16 protein-coding genes, 1 tRNA gene and 5 pseudogenes are annotated in these 18280 nt (G+C 47.8%); 10 read left to right on the forward strand and 12 right to left on the reverse strand.

Translation table 11 applies throughout. The features are described from left to right. The first annotated feature begins 52 nt into the window (after positions 1-52). Both F3J29_RS11695 and F3J29_RS11700 read left to right on the forward strand, forming a co-directional pair. Positions 53-129: transfer RNA gene (locus tag F3J29_RS11695), tRNA-Arg, on the forward strand. A 174-nt stretch (positions 130-303) separates the two neighbouring features. Next, positions 304-1499, forward strand: a pseudogene (locus F3J29_RS11700) (tyrosine-type recombinase/integrase). 182 nt (positions 1500-1681) lie between these two features. Here the strand turns inward: F3J29_RS11700 and F3J29_RS11705 are convergent. Then, positions 1682-2107 carry a winged helix-turn-helix transcriptional regulator gene (locus F3J29_RS11705; RefSeq protein ID WP_166866233.1) on the reverse strand — a complete coding sequence of 142 codons (426 nt, stop codon included), beginning with the start codon at positions 2105-2107 and terminating at the stop codon, positions 1682-1684. A gap of 101 nt (positions 2108-2208) precedes the next feature. Here F3J29_RS11705 and F3J29_RS11710 point away from each other — a divergent pair, with 101 nt between their 5' ends. Next, the gene (locus tag F3J29_RS11710) at positions 2209-3126 is read left to right on the forward strand and encodes an NmrA/HSCARG family protein (RefSeq protein WP_166866235.1); all 918 of its coding nucleotides are present in this window, start codon (positions 2209-2211) and stop codon (positions 3124-3126) included. Between the two features lie 79 nt (positions 3127-3205). Then, positions 3206-3376 (forward strand): annotated as a pseudogene (locus F3J29_RS22940) (IS1 family transposase); the annotation flags it as partial. A 16-nt stretch (positions 3377-3392) separates the two neighbouring features. Here the strand turns inward: F3J29_RS22940 and F3J29_RS22945 are convergent. Further along, positions 3393-3485: pseudogene (locus F3J29_RS22945) on the reverse strand (transcriptional regulator); the annotation flags it as partial. Between F3J29_RS22945 and F3J29_RS11720 the strand changes: the two are divergent. Both F3J29_RS11720 and F3J29_RS11725 read left to right on the forward strand, forming a co-directional pair. Next, positions 3476-3676 (forward strand): annotated as a pseudogene (locus F3J29_RS11720) (Tn3 family transposase); the annotation flags it as partial. The pseudogenes F3J29_RS22945 and F3J29_RS11720 sit on opposite strands and share 10 nt — an antisense overlap. A gap of 223 nt (positions 3677-3899) precedes the next feature. Continuing rightward, a complete protein-coding gene (locus F3J29_RS11725; RefSeq protein ID WP_166866237.1) occupies positions 3900-4424 on the forward strand; it encodes a hypothetical protein in 525 nt (174 codons plus the stop codon). 13 nt (positions 4425-4437) lie between these two features. Here F3J29_RS11725 and F3J29_RS11730 read toward each other — a convergent pair whose 3' ends face one another. After that, positions 4438-5124 (reverse strand): colicin immunity protein, encoded by a 687-nt coding sequence (locus F3J29_RS11730; protein ID WP_166866238.1) that lies wholly within the window; start codon positions 5122-5124, stop codon positions 4438-4440. Here F3J29_RS11730 and F3J29_RS11735 point away from each other — a divergent pair. Next, positions 5080-5390, forward strand: a pseudogene (locus tag F3J29_RS11735) (DUF4942 domain-containing protein); the annotation flags it as partial. The gene F3J29_RS11730 and the pseudogene F3J29_RS11735 sit on opposite strands and share 45 nt — an antisense overlap. A gap of 386 nt (positions 5391-5776) precedes the next feature. Here the strand turns inward: F3J29_RS11735 and F3J29_RS11740 are convergent. From F3J29_RS11740 to F3J29_RS11780, 9 genes are all read right to left on the reverse strand, one after another. Then, positions 5777-6277 (reverse strand): DUF1120 domain-containing protein, encoded by a 501-nt coding sequence (locus F3J29_RS11740; RefSeq protein WP_286175316.1) that lies wholly within the window; start codon positions 6275-6277, stop codon positions 5777-5779. Positions 6278-6388: 111 nt separating this feature from the next. Next, complete coding sequence (locus tag F3J29_RS11745) at positions 6389-8809, reverse strand: fimbria/pilus outer membrane usher protein (RefSeq protein WP_166866242.1); 2421 nt, start codon at positions 8807-8809, stop codon at positions 6389-6391. A 29-nt stretch (positions 8810-8838) separates the two neighbouring features. Then, a complete protein-coding gene (locus F3J29_RS11750; RefSeq protein WP_166866243.1) occupies positions 8839-9546 on the reverse strand; it encodes a fimbria/pilus chaperone family protein in 708 nt (235 codons plus the stop codon). A gap of 90 nt (positions 9547-9636) precedes the next feature. Further along, on the reverse strand, positions 9637-10338 hold the full coding sequence (locus F3J29_RS11755) for a DUF1120 domain-containing protein (protein ID WP_166866245.1): 702 nt from the start codon (positions 10336-10338) through the stop codon (positions 9637-9639). A 1086-nt stretch (positions 10339-11424) separates the two neighbouring features. Then, positions 11425-12369: a hypothetical protein gene (locus F3J29_RS11760; RefSeq protein ID WP_166866247.1), complete on the reverse strand. Its 945-nt coding sequence runs from the start codon at positions 12367-12369 to the stop codon at positions 11425-11427. A 931-nt stretch (positions 12370-13300) separates the two neighbouring features. Continuing rightward, the gene (locus tag F3J29_RS11765) at positions 13301-13792 is read right to left on the reverse strand and encodes a hypothetical protein (RefSeq protein ID WP_166866248.1); all 492 of its coding nucleotides are present in this window, start codon (positions 13790-13792) and stop codon (positions 13301-13303) included. After that, positions 13782-14609, reverse strand: a complete 828-nt coding sequence (locus F3J29_RS11770; protein WP_166866250.1) for a winged helix-turn-helix domain-containing protein — start codon at positions 14607-14609, stop codon at positions 13782-13784. Before F3J29_RS11770 ends, F3J29_RS11765 begins: the two co-directional genes overlap by 11 nt. Positions 14610-14841: 232 nt before the next feature. Next, complete coding sequence (locus F3J29_RS11775; protein ID WP_166866251.1) at positions 14842-15333, reverse strand: YqeJ family protein; 492 nt, start codon at positions 15331-15333, stop codon at positions 14842-14844. Further along, complete coding sequence (locus tag F3J29_RS11780) at positions 15330-16088, reverse strand: winged helix-turn-helix domain-containing protein (RefSeq protein ID WP_166866253.1); 759 nt, start codon at positions 16086-16088, stop codon at positions 15330-15332. Before F3J29_RS11780 ends, F3J29_RS11775 begins: the two co-directional genes overlap by 4 nt. 388 nt (positions 16089-16476) lie before the next feature. On the opposite strand from F3J29_RS11780, the gene F3J29_RS22860 reads away from it, so the two are divergent. The 3 genes from F3J29_RS22860 (at position 16477) to F3J29_RS11790 (ending at position 18265) form a co-directional block, all read left to right on the forward strand. Next, positions 16477-16680 (forward strand): CS1 type fimbrial major subunit, encoded by a 204-nt coding sequence (locus F3J29_RS22860; protein WP_502706563.1) that lies wholly within the window; start codon positions 16477-16479, stop codon positions 16678-16680. Between the two features lie 307 nt (positions 16681-16987). Beyond that, positions 16988-17746: a hypothetical protein gene (locus F3J29_RS11785; protein WP_166866255.1), complete on the forward strand. Its 759-nt coding sequence runs from the start codon at positions 16988-16990 to the stop codon at positions 17744-17746. Between the two features lie 30 nt (positions 17747-17776). Then, positions 17777-18265 carry a CS1 type fimbrial major subunit gene (locus tag F3J29_RS11790; RefSeq protein WP_166866256.1) on the forward strand — a complete coding sequence of 163 codons (489 nt, stop codon included), beginning with the start codon at positions 17777-17779 and terminating at the stop codon, positions 18263-18265. Positions 18266-18280: the final 15 nt, after the last annotated feature.

The raw sequence follows: 18280 nt of genomic DNA on the forward strand, positions 1-18280 counted from the left end.
ACCGTATAATCCACCCCGCATCAAGCCGTAATGTTTCTCTGCATTACTCCGTGCGCCCTTAGCTCAGCTGGATAGAGCAACGGCCTTCTAAGCCGTAGGTCACAGGTTCGAACCCTGTAGGGCGTACCATTTCGACGTCAACACACCTCTACTGAATTCGCTTTTTCTCTTTTATACTCCCTGATATTACTGAATTTTTCTGTCACGAGCTCTACCGAGGTCAACTCAGTTACACCCAAATCAAGTGGTACCTGGGGGCCTTTGAGGGGGCTCATCTCGTTCAATGGAAATTAGGGGCCCCTTATGCCACTAAATGCACGACAGATTGATACTGCAAAACCCAAAGAAAAAGAATACAAGCTCACCGATGGCGGTGGTCTGTATCTGTTAGTAAAGCCTAACGGTGCGAAGTATTGGCGCTTTAAATATCGTGTTTTGGGGAAAGAGAAAAACTTTCTATCGGAGTTTATCCTGATATCTCTCTGGCCGATGCCAGGCTCAAGCGCGAAGAAGCACGCAAAATTGTCGCTTTAGGTGGCGATCCGAGTGAAGAGAAGAAAGCTGAAAAGCTAGCTCAAAAAGCCAATGTAGAAAACACCTTTAAAGCGATCACATTGGAATGGCATGAATATAAACGTCCTAACTGGTCGAAGGGTTACGCTGAAGACATTATGGAAGCGTTTGAAAACGATATATTCCCGGATATCGGTAAACGCCCAATTGCAGAGATCAAGCCTCTGGAGATCCTCAACTCGCTTCGTAAGCTCGAAAAACGTGGCGTCCTCGACAAGCTTCGAAAGATCCGTCAGGCCTGCAACCAAGTCTTTCGTTACGCGATTGTCACTGGTCGAGCTGAGACTAACCCTGCCTCAGAGCTGGCAAGTGCATTAACTTCGCCAAAATCTGTGCACTACCCCCACCTGTTAGCAGATGAACTTCCTGCTTTCTTAGAGGCTCTCTCTACTTATTCTGGGAGCCCAATAACTCGGCTAGCAACAAAGATTCTGATGCTAACAGGCGTTCGAACCATTGAACTCCGCATGGCTGAATGGAAAGAGTTCGATTTCGATAAACGTGTCTGGGAAGTGCCGGTCGAAAGGATGAAAATGCGCCGACCTCACCTGGTACCATTATCTGATCAAGTTGTGGCTGCACTACGAGAAATCCAAGCTGTTACAGGCCGTTATAACCTGGTATTTCCTGGCCGTAATGACATAACTAAACCAATGAGTGAAGCGAGCATCAATCAGGTACTAAAAAGGATTGGGTATCACGGAAAAGCTACAGGGCAAGGCTTCAGGCACACGATGAGCACTATCCTACATGAACAAGGCTACAACACGGCATGGATCGAGTTACAGCTGGCTCATGTAGATAAAAACACTATTCGTGGCACGTACAACCATGCGCAGTATCTTGAACAGCGTAGGGAGATGTTGCAGTGGTATGGGGATTATATTAGTCGAATTGGAATATCCAGACTTAACATTGCCTCATAATGATTCTTGTTAGCCTGAGTGCGGATTAGGTGGATAGGGTCAAGAGTACAGGCTGATGGCTGAAAAACCGGAACTCTCAAAAAGTGTGTGGAACTAATACTGGGAGACTTACACGGCCTCCAGCGTTTTTTTGCTGATTATGCCAGCAGCCAGGCGAATTCGCCGGCGAATGGAACAAAGCCTCAGCGCTTAGACTCACGCTCACCCGCCTCAATAGCATCAAATACTCTGCGGGATTCCTCGATAGCCTGCCAGTTCTCTTTGATCCAGCCGGTAAACCCCTCCAGTGCGGGCAGCATTGTTTTTCCTCTTAGGGTTAGCTGGTATTCCACGCGGGGGGGAACTTCGGCGTAATAGTGGCGCAGTACCAGCCCGTCGCGCTCAAGGTTTCTAAGCGTCAGGGTCAGCATTCGTTGTGAAATCGCCGGAATACCGTGCTTAATGGCCGAAAAACGCATGGGCTGATCCGGAGAAAGCGCCAGCATCGACATTACCAGAATAGTCCATTTGTCACCCAGCCTCACCAGGATACTGTTGGGGGCACAAGGGGTAAGCATAGGCCCTTTAGTCGTATCCTTATAAGGTCGACCGTGAATAAGTTTTTCCAAAGGTTATCTCCATGTAACTGGGGCACAAAAAGGTGCCGTCTTACAGAATAAATCAGTTAGTTCTATTCTGTTACCTTCTATAGTTACATAAGGTTACTAATGTGAACAGTGAGACAATTTTAGTGTTTGGGGCAACAGGGCAACAAGGCGGTTCAGTCGCCGCGGCGTTGATAAGCCAGGGCTGGAAAGTGCGAGCATTTGTTCGGGATGTTCATCATGCCAAAGCCCGGGCGCTTGCAAACCTAGGAGTAGAGATCGTCAGCGGAGATTTTGCTGATGCAGGTTCCATAGATAATGCGATGGCTGGTGCCTGGGGCGTTTTTAGCGTGCAGCCCAGCTCCGGACAAGGCGCTGCCTACGGCATGCTCGATGAGCAAGAGATCCGCTACGGCAAGGCCATCGCCGACAGTGCCGTAAAACATGGCATTCAGCATCTGGTGTATTCCTCGGCCGCTGCAGCCGGAAAAGGTAAAACTGGCATGGGGCACTTCGACAGCAAAACAGAGATCGAGGAACACATCCTGGCCCTGAATCTCTCTTTCACGATTGTGCGCCCGGCAACCTTTATGGAAATCCTGTTGCTACCCGGCATGGGGCTGGAAAAGCGAGAACTGACGTTTTTTATGAGGTCAGATCAGTCGATGCAGCTTATTGCGGTTGAAGATATCGGCAATATTGTGGCGGCTATCTTCGCTGAACCAAAGCGTTTTAGCGGAAAGGCACTGGATATCTCCGGCGATGAAATGACTGGCAGGCGTGTACAGCAACTTCTGACCCAGGCTGTCGGAGAGCCGGTTACCTACCGCCGCTTTGATGACTCGCTTCTGGAACAAAATACTTTTCTGCACAGGTTAGCCGAACTGGTTGACGATGGGCGTCTGGCTGGCTCGGCTAATATTGAGGAGCTAAAGCAGGCATTTGGTCATTTAACAAGCTTTGCTGAATGGCTTACTGGCTCAGGCAAACCACTGCTTGAGGAAGCCCTCAACGCAAAAATTGCCGAAGTTTCCTTGCGCTAAGCGTCAAGAGGGGCAATAAAGCCCCTCTTTGGCGACTAAAAAACGGGAAATCACATCAGACATAAGGCGTAACAATAACCTCATATCTTCTCCTGTCACCCATGCTGATGTGGCGCTTATCAGCGAACTCAATGAGCAATGGAGTCTCGCTGGCAGTAAAGCACGGCAGCTCTGGCTCTGATACGCATACAACACCAGAACAGGAGGTGTACAGGGTCTCACCCGCCGCATCCGGTTCAACTTCACATGTGCTGCATGTCATTACTTTAAACGCCAACAAGGCTTTCCAGTGGTATCCCGAACTGATCGTGCAAACGTCGGATCATCGGCAACGTAAGGCTACGTTTGCCATTTAGAAAGAGCCATAGATTCTCTGAAGCGAAAAGGGATCCCATTCAATGACCAGCTGATTTCTCATCTGTCCCCTCTGGGATGGGAACACATCAACCTTAGCGGAGATTACGTCTGGCGAACAAACCTCAAGCTGGGACAGGGGAAATTCCGTTCGTTGCGCTCCGTAGACAGCAGTCTGTACAAAAAACAGGCTTAGCCTAGGATATTTTCCGTTTTCCAAGCGGACTCCTATCAGGTTGTGATCTGAATCTGTTCCCTCCCGACGGAGCCATACTCTGGTGTAAGGCTGGTGCAATACATCACTGGGTAAATACCGTATGACATTCTCAGTGGGATAATATCCCTGGGCTTCATGGGTTGCTGTAACCCGACGATGTTATATGCTTACAGACGAAATTTATTATAGCTGGGGAGCAAAAATGGAAGGCAAAGGACTGATTAAGTATTCACTGTTATCTTTATTACTGGGTTTTATCCCGATTGTGGTGGTGTTTGTGTGCTACTACATCTCCCCGGACTCAGCGTTTCTCAGGTATTTATTTTCCCTGTCGTCCGGCCATGAACTGAGTTATTCGGAAGAACACTACAACATAAGTGTCATTGCATCCACCTACACAAAAATCGCCCCCTTATTCCCGGTGGTGATGTTTGTGTTATTCAGAAATAAACTGGATATCCATACAATCAAGCTGGATATGAAGCGATGGCTGCGTCTTCTTCCCGTGGTCATTCTGTTCACGACGGGAATGTATTTCTTCCTGTACCTTGGGGGCACAAATCTTTCCGCTAACTTCCGGGGAATAATCAAACTGATTGCCCGAGATGAATATCTGTTACTGCCATACTATCTGGGCATATTTTTGACAAATTACTTTTTTATCTGGTTGTTTTTATTTTACTGCTACCCGGTATGGCGCTCCCGTCAGTTAAAAAAGCGGGGTTAACCCCGCTTCATCCCTAATTAGGGAGAATATCACCGACAGCATTATTTATCTTATCAGCCAGCGCGGCGTCAATATAGGATGCCGCCAGAGCCACACTGATGATGGCGACGATCCCCAGTGCTGTAAAGACAATCGTCGGTACAAAGGACAATTGCGCGGCGAGCAGCGCAAGGATAGCCGTGATAATCCCAAGCGCAACCGAGCCTGCAACTCCGCTCAGCACCATCGCTTCCACTTCCAGCGCCAGAAGCTGCCAGTTGTTGGTCTGTATCCCGATGATCACCCCGTCGGCCACTTTCTTCACTTTGAGAACGCGGTCAGCATAAACAAAGGCTCTTTCCAGGCCACTGAACCGGTAAGCTAAATCATCGTAGCTCAGTGAACGAATGGCGTTGATCACCGCATTCTTATCCGCCTCAGCCAGTCTTAACCGGGGATTGGCGTATATTTTATTCATGGCTGCCAGTGCGTCCTGATAACTCCTGATTTTTTTACCCTGAAAATTTCTGATGTTGCCGGAGATCTCATCCGCCAGTGCCTTATAGGTCCCCCCGAGTGTGGCACTGATTTTTCCGCCGGCATCGGAGATGATTTCACTGGCAGTGATAAGGATATTTTTTTCCTGTTCGTTGAGCAGGTACAGTTTGATCACCGCTGTAGATTTGATAAGAAGCTCATCATCAATAATCTGGTGACTCATAACCGGTGGGGTTTAGTCTGAACTGGGGCTGTCGACGTGATCAACTGGCGGATCTGGAGAGGATGCTGTTTTTACTCGATGGCAAACCTATTCCCGACAACCGGGGTGATATCTCTATCCGATTGATGGAACATATTCGTGATAATCCAGCTAAGGATGCTTACGAGGATGAGTTCTTCATTATTCGTTACTTTCAGAAGGGAACAGCGCATCTGACATTTAAGCGTTTGGAGCTGATTGAGAAGATGAACGATATCATCGCATAGTACTATCCGGGGATGTTGGCAGCGCGGTAGATCACCATTACAATCACCGAGCTCGAAATCGCAGATGTTTTCAGCGAAATACGATTGGGGGCAAAATTGGGGGCTCCGGCGTTTTTCTAACAGAGAAAAACACTGTAATAACAATGGCTTTATTGTCTTTGTTCGAACCCTGTAGGGAACCGATGTCTTTTTTTATGCCTGAAATCCAGCAAGCTGGCTAATTCAAGTGCGTCAAAACTCTCTCATATCAAAGCCATACTCAGATAGCGGGAAAAGCAGCCGGCGCTGACCGACCACTGTCCGCTACCTGAGCGTCATACTGGCTCACTCTCTGCGCCATCATTCATTTCACGCCGGAGATCGCGCCAGTATCCGGCAATATTGTTTTACTCGTCGTCCAGCGTCAGCGTCAGCGTCGTTTCGCTGCGCTGCCGGCTGCTGACGCGTGCATCGCCTTCCGCCAGTACCGGCTGTATCTCCAGCCGTGCCGTCAATATCTTGCCTTCAGCCAGCCTTCCCTGCATCACGGGCGCCAGGCGCTGCCCCGCATTGAGCGCCAGCCTGTGTCTGTCACTCTCCGTGATAACGCCATCCGGCGTGACCGAGTGCAGTTCCACCGCGTTGCCGTCCAGCTGTGCATCCAGCAGGCGCAGGCGGGTAGTGCCATGCTCACCGTAGCGCAACCCCCCCTCACGGCCCTCCCCCTCAACCTGCAGGATCATCGTCCGTGAGTAGGGGCAGACCACGCTTATCGTCAGCGAGCGCGTGCCCGGCGACACGCGGCCGGCCCCGATATCTTCCAGTTGCCAGCGTGACATCACTCCGTAATCGATCAGCGGATTGCTGACCGACAGTCGGCAGCGCGTATCCGGTGGCAATATTGGCATTGGGAGCACCCCCACGTCAGGGGGCATGATGGCGTCGGCAGCGCTGGCGCCCGTGGCCACCATCAACCCCCCCAGTAACCATCGCCTACAAAACATGTTCATCGTCTCTCCTTACCGGCAGGTCGCCGTGGTGTTTTCATAAAGACCCGTTTCTGCCGTCTCCGGCAGCTCGAGTGACATCGTGCACACCGTCTGGCCGGAACTCTGCACCGTGAGGCGCATCCCCGGCGCCGCATCCGGCACGAAGACCGTGCCTTCGTCACTCACCACCGTGACCAGTTCATCCGTAGCGCTGAACACGCTGGCACCATGCGGCAGATGTTTGCCATCAGCCATTGCCGCCTCGACCAGCACGCGCCGGGTACGAAGCACATCGAAATCCACCCGGCCGATGGCGCCCCGCGCCATCTCGCTCTCCTGCAAGGCATTGCCGATATCAACATTTTTCGCCAGGCTTCGGGTATCTACCTGAATGGCCGTACGCCGATAGTGGTTCAGCGTCGGTATTACCGCGAACCCCCGCCAGTCGGTCCACACCGGACCCGCCGGCGTATCCAGTCGAACGCCGGACTCTTTCCCCACCCGCGCAATGCCAAAGGTGTCCGCCACGGCGTAGGGGGACAGGGTGATGCCGCTGTCATGCAACACGACCGCGCCGCTGGCACGCATCGACCAGCTGGTATAGCTATCGCTGTCATGACTGACGCTGGCGTTCAGCTGACTGACCGGCGTGACGAAGTCCAGGTTGCCGCCGGCCGACGAACGGTGATTGCGCAGGTCGCGGTCGGTAGCTATGCTCCAGCCCCAGTCCTGACTGGAGCGGTCACTGTAGCGAACGCCGGTACGGGCGCTGCGTTTGGCGGTGTTCAGGTAACTGTTGAAGTTACGCCCTTCGCCCAGCGGCATACTGAATGACACATACAGGCGGTCGTCCGCCTGACCGCTGAGGGTGCCGGTGTTGTGTTCCAGGCTGACGCCCAGGTAGGCGCGGCCAAACTGCTGATTCCAGCCGCCGCGCAGGTAAGTAGTATTGTTGCCGGCAAAGGTGGTACTGCGCGCCCACGAGAGTGAAAGACTACCCAGCCCCTCTGTTGACCAGCTGACGCCGCTGCCCCACTGATACCGGCTGCGGCTCTGACTGTTGGGGTTGTCCTGGTCGGTTCGCTGCAGCGCATCGCTCAGTTCACGATAGCCTGCGGTTTGCTGACGCCCGTTGACGTTGACGCTCAGCTGCTCACTCAGGCTGCTGCTGAGCAGGGCAGACAGCAGAGTGCCGGTATTGCCGTGGTCTGCATCCTGCGCCAGGGTACTTTGCAGGCTGAGACGGGTCAGCCCCAGCAGCCCGGTATCCAGGTTCAGCGAACCGGCCCGATAAGGGGCTGATCCCAGTATGCCGGCGTTCAGGGTGGTAAATGGCGTAAGCTGCCAGCCGGAGGCCACCGTTCCCAGCAGCGGCGCCTTGCCATCCTGCTGTTCGAGTCGGCCGGCGCCGAACGACAGCCCCGGAGAGACCAGCGTCGTACGCGCCAGCAAGGTGGCGGCCGGCACAATGAATTTGCGTCTCTCGCCGTTGCTGCCGGCCAGGGTAACATCCAGGTCGGTGCGGGTGTTCAGCAGGGAGAACCCCTGCAACCGGAACGGCCCGGCCGGCACGACGGTGCTGTAAACCAGCACGCCGGACTGACGAACCTCGACCACGGACTGCGTCTGTGCAACCCCCTCGACCAGCCCGGAGCCCCCCTGACCGGACGTCAGCGCCGATTCGGGAAACAGTTGAAAGCCCAGCACCTGGCCGGTGCCGAACAGCGAGTTGGAGAGGCCGATCTGACCGGCCTGCAGCACCTTTTTAATGCCGATGAAGCTGCGCTGTGCGTAGACTGCCTGGTGATGGATGCGGTCATCACCGTTAAAGCGGGTAAAAGTCTGGCGGCTGCGGACTATCCAGTCCCCGGCGTTGAATCCGGCTTCGGTATTAAGCTGGCCAAAGTTGAGCCCCCCGTCGCCGCCGGAAGAGCTCAGATACTGCGTATCATAGTTGAGCATGGCGGCCACGCCGCCGTGCTGCCAGTTGCCGTCTTCATCGCCCGGCGCGCTGAGCGCTTCAGGCGGCACAACCAGAATAACCTTGCCTTCACCCGGTTCGGGCTGTACTCCGGCCCGCGGCCAGGCGAGGCGCAGGTCAAAACAGGCTGCGGCGTCCGTATACCCTGGGGGGGACACCAGTCCCGCCTCGCGCTGAAAGGCCCGGTCGGCGCACAACACGCCCGCCTCATCAAATTTCACGCGCACCCGACCGCGGGCATTCCCGTTGACGACGAGCGCCACGGTACTTTCGCCGGGCAGAAAGCGCGGAGCCTGACCAAACAGGGCGGCAATAGCAGGATCGATACCGCGACCGCCCAGTGCGCCAGCATCAAAGGTCAGGTTATCGTGGGTCTGAGGTTCAGCGGCCGCCCCGACAGGGGCAGTAAAGAGCGCGGCAATCACGAGCGAGAGCAGCCCCCCCGGCAGAGGCCGCCGATGGCATGGCATCGAATACAACATCCTTGTCATCCCTCTTTTTACGGAGTCAGTGGTGCTTCATAGCTGTCGACGGTAACTCCCCAGGTGGTGGCAGGCGAGATACGTACTTTACGGGCTGTGCCAGCCCCGGCGTCACCCCGCTTCGCCTGGCGCGTCAGCGCCAGCTGCTGGCCCGGCAATATATAGGAGTGCGGCAGCGTCCAGCTCGCCTGGTCAGGCAGCGTGGTCATTTCTTGCCCCAGACGCACAACGTACGCAGAGGGGTTGCTGACGTTCAGTCTGCCGTCCTTCAGTGACCATATCAGACGTTTCCAGGGCGCTTCATCCGGTGCCAGGCCGGCAGGACGAATGATGACCGGCAGGTTCTGGCGCACCGTCATGCGTATTACTTTCTTGTTTTTTTCCTGTGGGGGTATCCCTTCAAACACCACGCGCCTGAGGCGCTCTGTTTTCAGCGGTGTTTTGGCGGTCAGCATGAAGCGGACGCTCTGGGCCTTGCCGGGTTCAACGCGGGCCACCGGTGGCGTCACGTTCAGCAGCTTTTCGGTGTCCTGCTCGATATCCTGGAGGGTGGTCAGCAGCAGAACGGGAAAGCTGTCAGTGTTTTGCAGGTTAATGGTACCTTCGCCATTGCCTTCCTCAACGATAACCACCGACGTCTCGGGCAGCACGCCCGTAGCCAGAGTGTCGGCGGCGAACAGCCACAGGGCGGCCGCAAAGGCCGCGCAAAAAGCAGAGAGGTTCATGCGGGAAATTATCCATGTCGGTAAACAAAAAGAAAAAATGGCCGGCGACGGCCGAAAAAAACCGGGCACGAGACCCGGTCAACAGGTGAATTACAGGTAGACCAGCTCAATGGTGACCATGCCGTCTAGCGCAGTCTCTTTGGATATGTCAAGCTTGGTGGCCTTGTTGATGTAGGCCTGGACATCCAGGTTGGCTGAAAGTGTTTTGACAGAAACCGGCCCCGTCGCCTCAGGATAAGACAAAGACATATAACGCACGGCAGTATTATTAAAGAAACTTCCATATGTTGATTTACTCCACGCGGAGCCATTATCATCAGAGGAGAGTACAATGCCTCTACGAGTACCATTAATATTGACTGTTGATCCATCGATACGCAGGCCATAGCCGCCCACACCTTTATCCCCACTCAGGCCCAAACCTGCCGCACCAATATTAGTACCGCCGAAAAGTGCATTGCCAGAAGAAATCTCAGCGAGATCATCACCGTCGTGAGCAGCTGCGCTCTCACCTCGCTCAGACTTGGCAATAAGCGCCACTTTAGTCGGCGTATCACAGTTGATGTTAAAATCGATGCTTTTTATATCCAGAATGGTAAATTCGTCCCGTTTCAAGCTGTTATAATCAATGGAACCATAATCAATGGTACCGTTCCCGCCCAGCGCCATCTTGCAGGACGGGGGGGTAATGGTACCGGTGACGCCGAGACTAACGCTCTCGGCCATGGCGGCGGTAGAGAGGGTGGCCAGCACAGCGAGTGCGCAGGCGCTTTTTTTTACTGCATTTAGCATGATATTTCCTTTCCATGTGGTTTTATTGATAAAGCCGACGAAATATTTCTGAGCCGGCAGGTACGGTGAGAAACATCCTCATCCGCGGTTAACGCCCTCGCGTTATTTAACGCGGGACGTGATAAAAAATTCATTGTGAAATAATAAAAAACACGCCCACGGCGCAAAGTACTTTCAAAGCTGAAACATTATCACCCAGCAAGATAATAATGCGTGGCCGCGGCGCAATATTATAAACCCCTGTATTAATCGCTCAGAGAATTTATTTCCCTCACATATACAAATAATCAAATTTAACATTGCAAAATCAAACGCAACATTGCTGCCATAGCCGTTAAACAGTTCAATAAGCTGACATACGCTTTATAAGCACTACTTCACTTGTTTATACAAAGCATACAGTTTTATACAAAGGCATGGTAGGGAGTTAAGGGGAAAAACATTACTCTTAACCCTCGCGCCGTGGGGATAAGATTATTAATTACTACGTATACTTCGTTACATCTAAATGTAAATGGATGTATTAAGTCAGAATGAAATAACCGCTATATAACAATAGCTTCAAATGGTGAGATGAGTTTTTAGATGTTTCTCTGTCACCGTTAATGGCCGGGATTCGCCTTTCTGTAAGTGAGCCTGGCTGAAATATCAGAACCCGCACTATTTCCATCCATTAAGAGGTGTGCCTCGATTTATATCGCTGCAGTATTGCTGGCGGCAGCATCACATGTTAGAGCCTATTTATCTATATGTTACGAAGCTTAACAAATAATACAAATTCGATACTGCTGATGAGGTTTTAATCTCTGGTTATCTGGGGGACGGTAAACTGGATGAAAGGATTGCTATGTTTGCTTCTGAGCATGATGACACGATTACGCTATCGCGGGTGAGGCCGGGCAGGCCACGCCACACCTGTTTTCTGAATACGCCCGGGCGGGGATATCGGCCAGCATACCTTCCCGAACCAGTAGAGGTGATGAAACAGGGAATGTCCTGGCATCCAAACCCAAAACACCCCACCGAAATAAAACCAGGGTGAGGTGTTGGCTGCTTATCTATCCTTAACGTTTCGGTATGACACGACTAGATCCTAAATGTTGCCGTGCTCCCTGCTTTACTATCGCAGTCAGTGCCAATAAATGGCCCCCCATCCACGGATACCAGGTAGCTGCCATACAGATAAATGTCTCCAGGGTTGGTCAAGTTTTCGACTGTAATAGGAGAATGAGCGTTAGCCGCATAGCCCCGGCTTACTATTGCGGTTCCAGCTTCATTCTTAATCACCGTGTTGAGTTGGCTCTCATTCATTATCAGATCCCCCCCTTGTGTGGCTTTAAAAGAAGTTTTCTGGACGCCAGGAACCACTGTCCATGTTCCATCCGCGTTGTAAGTCACGTTGAACGTCGTAAACCCGCTCGTCGCATCACATAATGCCGCGTTAACAGACGAACTGGTGAAGTTCATTACGGTTCCCGCGGTGTAGGTACCCGTCTGAACATAGAATTTAAGAATAGGCTGGCAATCCAAATTGCTTGTTGGGTCAACATTAACGAAGTTCGAAAGCACGACCGAACCGTTAGGGAGCTGCACTGCTGAACCGCCATTATATTGCTCAAGAGATGGGTTAAAGGTGGGTGACACAATTCTGAATGCACCTTTCTGCACTGAAGGGTCTGTGGTGGGGATCGACAGCCCTAATGCCGGCGTATTGACCATATTTGTGCAGTTATTGGTTACCGTGCCCCCCGCGGCAGGGGTTAATTCTATAGGTCGTATAGCCGAAGTATAGCCAGACGGCTGACCCACCAGAGGGGGCGAATACCTTTGTTGTACCCCTGCATAATATTGGAGGTTTAACAAAAAGGTGTAGACACTTCCACCTTGCTGGCTGGGAAGAATCGTGGCGGAGAGGATACTGTTGGTATAAACCTGCGAGCCACCTGAATAGATCGCCGGTTGTTGAAAGAAGTAGAAGTTTTTTGGAGATGGGCTGTTATTCGTAACGTTGATTTGAATTAATGTACTCATAAATTATCCTTATCTAAAAGTATGATTAACCTTCACGTTCATAAATTTCCAGAACATTTCACTCAACCAAAACTATTTTTATTAAAAAATAAATAAAAACATGTTTCAAATTTGTTTTGGTTAGTTGTTGTTTATACACCGTTCAAACAGACGAGCAATTCCTTTTGTAGATCTTAACGATCTAATTATTTAATCGTTAAGGTTACTTATACGCATTAATTAAAAGCGATACGGGTGTGTGTAGCTGTCTGCATGGCATGCAATGTGACAGCGGCAGGAAAGTAAATTATTTCGTTAATGAAGCTATTAAGATTGGCGAGTGTGTTGTGGTGCCCTGCCGGTTAGTGGTTAAGATAGATTGAATTATTTTTCTTATTCATACGAAACGGGGCTGTTCCTGACAGTAAAGCCTGGCGGGAGCAAAGCTGCATAGTGCGACATCTGACTTGTTTAAACTGGAGCTGCGTAAAAACCACCCGCCTGTGAAATGGTTACCAAAGCGATAACCTATCGATGATTCAGGGCATTGGGATGTTGCTACAGGAGAAGGTTTTTGGCGTGGCGTTTGCTTACTGATAAGCTTTCGCTGCTACCGGAGATGACCGATACCGGGTCTGGGATAGGATTCGCCTGGTAAACGGAAATATCCTAAGCTAAGGATGTTTTTATACAGATAGAAGATGCCAGATAAAAAAGAACCCTGGGGCTCCTTTCCACTGGAAAATGATAAGCAGAATTTTTAAAATGAATCAAAAAGTCAGTCAAGACGTATAAGTGTGACATCAAACACATCCATACCTCATCCCACATGCTTGATCCCCGCTACATTGAACGGCAAACATTAGAATAATGTGTCAGATTTGGGCACAACGATAGGGTATTTAAAATAACTTACATCATATTCTTGATTCATATATGATCAAAAAGAATATTACGCTTCGCCATCACAGAGAAAAGCCTGACTTTCACCTAAAGTAAAAAAATATTTATTTTCTTCAAGGCTATGAATTGAATAAACGGCGAGATTATTCATTTTTGTAAAAATACCCGGAAGTAGATCCTCATACTCTAACGTGACATGAATGGGGTCCTGATTAAGTAATCTAACTGCACTCCCCAGAGATGTAAGCACAAAAGAATCATTGATTACATTAACGCGAAAAAAAACATTAGCCGTTACTTCATTAGTATGCCCATGTTCATCTTTAATCATGCCATGAAGCACCGCTACTCCGGTTTCACTAGCAATGGCTATACGAATAACAGAGAATAGTTTGCTATTTTCTCCAATGGCATTATATTTTACAACGCATTCCAGGTTTCTTCTTAGCGAGACAGGGGTGTTGTTCTTCAGCATAGCTACAGAAAATATGATAATTATAGCAATAAATAAAAAAGCCATGTATTTATTATTATACATCATTATTTAACAGTCCTTTATAGTACCAAGACACACATGCATTGCCACTTTTCTTGTCAGTTATATTATTACTGCATGAAATTACTGAAAATGTAGATAATCCTTTCATATAGGTTACGTACAGATAAGAATTATTTTTACAGGATTTATTGATTGATTTGATCAGTTTTTTTTCGATACTCCCATTTTTTGTTGAAAAAGGGAAATAAAAAGAACAATTATCGACCTTGCCGTAAGGTTTATAAGTTGAAAAATAAGATAGTTCCTTCTCTTTATTTATCAACCCAAAGGCCAGGGTGGTTAATAATAGAAGACAGCATGATACAAGAAAAACCAACCCGTAACGATGAGAACGCTTAGGGAACGCATCATTCTGCGATGTCGACGGAGTGAGCATGAGCTCTGAAGGTAAATATTTCGCTTCAGAAATATCAGAGCAGGATTCTACCTCTTCTACTTCACACTGAGTATCAATGCCAATAAATTCAATAGAAATATCAGGATTAAAATAAAATCCTTTACGAGGAATCGTTGAAATATGCTCATCGTCATTAATAAAAATGGCATTGAGAGCTCGCCTTAACAGAGATATATTCTGGTAAAGATTATTGGGTGTTGTTTTAGTTCCTTTGTCTTCCCATGCATTTTCATAAAGCGTTTTATGCGGTGTAATATCAGTATTAGTCAAAAGTATTTCTAATATTTTTGCCGAAGGTGCATTAAGGATCTCTGGCTTAATGCTCATATCGCAACGAGACAAAAGTCTTTCCGTTGGAGAAAATGTGACCTCATTATTTAAACAAAAATAATATTTACTCATATTCTATCCTTGGTGTCTAACCGCTAACACATATAAATATTCATATCCGATTCGGCTCGTTTTATAAGTAAAATGGAGGGTGAGTAACAGCTTTTTTTCATTATGTGGCTTAAGTCAGCTGGGGTATCCGCAATTAAGGATCTTAAGCAGAGAGTTAAGATCCTTAAAAAACAATGAGTTGCAATAATCACTTGATAGTGAAACGGATTGCTATTCTCATTTACTGACCAGGCTATGGTGCCACGCTGTTGCAGTAGAAAACAGGCAATTTTCCCCGCAGGAAAATGAGATCGTGGTTGTTGTTATCTTTGATAATGGTATAGATAATTTTTGCTTTATGTTTCCAGAAAAATGGGGGAAGGATGTTTTTATACTCTTTACTCATCTTGTCAGACATGTTCTTACGCATGCGGAGATCATGACTGGTAGCGGTTAGCTCTATTACATCGTCCGTGTGCTTGATATCGAATAACACGGTTAATCCTATATTATTGCTTTCACCATCAACACCGTTAAGTAATCCAACTATATTCAATGTTCCCCTATTTCCGTTCCAGGTGTTTTTAACATAAGAATCAAAATTCAGATTTTTTGAATGAACATTATAATATCCAGCGCATGTCAAATTTCGGTATTGATAACGAAGACTAAACATAAAAAAGGCTGACGACATTAAGAAAAACGCAACAAGTGAGATGAATGCAATGGTTAATTTTTTTTTCATTGTGCTGCCTCATCTAATATCATAATTGATGAACATTGAGATGAAATTGTCTCATGGGGATTTTCCTGACAGGAAATTATAGAGAACGGAGATGTGAAATCATACCCTGATATATAGTTAAATTTCCCGCGAATACATGTCCATTTCATTCTGGTAGCTATTTTATTGAGACGCGCGTCGCTACTTAGTTCAGGATCCGAATAAAACTTGCAGTCTTGAAACCTCACTAATTCTGTATATGTTGAAAATAATTTAATATTTTCATTATAGGTTCTATATACTATGACATCCATGGCAAAAATCATCATGATCGCAAAAATAGCCAGGGCACCACATTTGCTTGCCAACCACTTTTTGATAGGGAATTTAGTATCTGTAAGAGTAGCATCTGCAAGAATATTGCCCGCTACATCTTCAGATACAGATAATTCTGGATTAATATAGAATCCTTTTCGTGGCACAGTAACGATATAATCATCCTGCCCACCTAAAGTATTTGAAAGCGCTTTTCGAATCAATGAAATGTTTTGATAGAGATTATTTGGTGTCGTTGACGCTCCATTATCATCCCAGGCAAATCCGTAAAGCTCTTGCGGTGTCGTTAATGTTCTCTTCATCAGCAACAAATGCAGGCATTTAGCTGTTGGGGCATTCAGAGTAACGACATATGGCATTCCGCTTTCATCTTTTGCATGGAGGCTGTTAGTTTCAGGAACGAAAGTAACTCGATGTTCCAGGTTATAAAATTTCATCATTCAATGAGACTTAAAAATAAGTTTAACAATACTGATTAATCATATACCTAATAGCAAAAAAAAACAGAAAAACTCCCCTTAGATGTGAATTTTTTTCGAACCAGGCTGTACTTGGATTTAATTATTAAAATTAGATGAGCAATGTTTTTATAACATATGATTATTATACTGGTTCTGGATCACGTTCGTCATTTATCTTGAGGGTACTCTCGATCCGCACCTATAAAGCCGAAAATGGCGTGCTCATCGTCGATAGATGCTGCCTGCCCACATCCGCAACTAAACCTTGCATACGCTTCGAGCGCTGAATCTCAGGCTCAGGAGCCGCTGGCAGCGCTGAGTAACGGCCCGATTAAGCGTTACGGCAACCCGCTGCAGTACCGATGTCATTGATCTGGATATCGTTGTCGCAGGGCAAACACTACCGACAAAGCCGGCTAATGCCGTCACTCTTTATGACGCGAGTGCCGCTGCAACCGAAAAAACAGCCACTATGACAGTAAGCCAGAAAAATTCAGGCAAACGTCCGACAGCAGGAAATTATCCAGGCTCTGTCACTATGATGTTCGATATCACTCCGGGAGTTCAATAAGTTATTTTCTTTAACATCTGTTTCTCAGCGACGGAGTTAAACTGTTTAATCAGGGAGTCGTCTATACTCCCGCTTTGGTAACAATAGAGTTCAGATTCTGTAGTGTCGACTTGAGGGCAGAGTTCTGAAACTACAAGTTTCTCCGAAAGTTTCAGAGCACAAAACAACAAACAAACATCCCCTCCCCCCCCCTTATCTTCATTGAGTTAGGAGGAGCTTAGATCTTAATTAAAGCGATTCACCATTATCAGAACCACCGCCTAAGGCATAATTAGAATCAACTTTTTGACGGAAACAAAATTTTAAAATGAAAAATCTTTACTTTTGTTTACGACCATTTTTGTTTGCAGCCATGATTACCCTTATTATTCAATCATCAGCGATCAGCGCCCCATCAATATCTATTGGCTCAATGACTGATTTTATTTATAACACCAGCACATTAGCCAAGCGAATTTATAATAATGGCGACAGTACAGCCTTCGTAAGAGTAACAATTGACGAGATTGTATATGGTGATGATAATGAATCTAAAGAGATCCCATTAGATAGTGAAGCACTTATTAGTGGTAAAGGTTCCGGCCTTATATCATCCCCGTCCAGATTGATAATACCCGTTGATGGTATGCAAACTAATCGCCTGATGTTTACTGGGGAGCGAAAACACGAGCGTTATTACAGAGTTCGGTATATACCAGTCGTTCCTTCTGATAACGCAGAATTTGGTCTTAGCCTCAACGAGGCAAAAGAATATAAAGATAAAATTAGTGCAGGCGTTATGGTGCTTACCGGCTTCGGGAGTATTGTTACCGTCGCGCCTGAATCATCTAAATTTGACACTCTTATTGCCGGCAAGGGTAATAATTTGCGCATTACTAACAATGGCAATACATCCATTTTCATTAGCGACCTGAAGTATTGCGATAATAATAAAAAAAATTGCAGTGCGGCATCTAATATTCAATTACGTCCTGGCCGCGTATTTACTCGCTCAGCCCAAAAACATCTGACCTGGCAGTATACGCTGACAGAAGGTGATAAAAAGCAGTCCCTGAACAACCTCTAGGAATTTATTAAAAAATGGAGATACGAAGTAATGTGTAAAAAAACCTTTATTGCTAGCACAATGTTTGCAATGACCCTTGTTGCTAACGCGGTGGCGGCTCCACAAGTAGATTTTAGTATTGAAGCAGTTATTCCGGATAATTCATTCTACGTCACACCTTTAAATGGTTGGGATGCAAAAACCCAAAAAATGACCTGGAATGAAGCCAATAGCTCACTGGGTAATTTAACCCAGCAATTACAAATGAAAAATGCTAACGGAGGTATTAAAGCTTACCTGAGTGGTCAACCATCATTGAGCAGCAGCAGCAGCACCGATGTTATTGAACTGGATGTCGTTATTGCAGGGCAAACACTCCCTACAAACTCCTCTACTGCAGTCACTCTTTATGACGCGAGTGCCGCTGCAAACGAAAAAACAGCCACTATGACAGTAAGTCAGAAAAATGCAGGCACACGTCCGACAGCAGGAAATTATCTCGGTGCTGTCACTATGATGTTCGATACCGTTACGCCTTAATTACTTATTCCTGAC

Source organism: Enterobacter sp. Cy-643, assembly GCF_011752815.1.
In the GTDB taxonomy this organism is placed as follows: domain Bacteria; phylum Pseudomonadota; class Gammaproteobacteria; order Enterobacterales; family Enterobacteriaceae; genus Cedecea.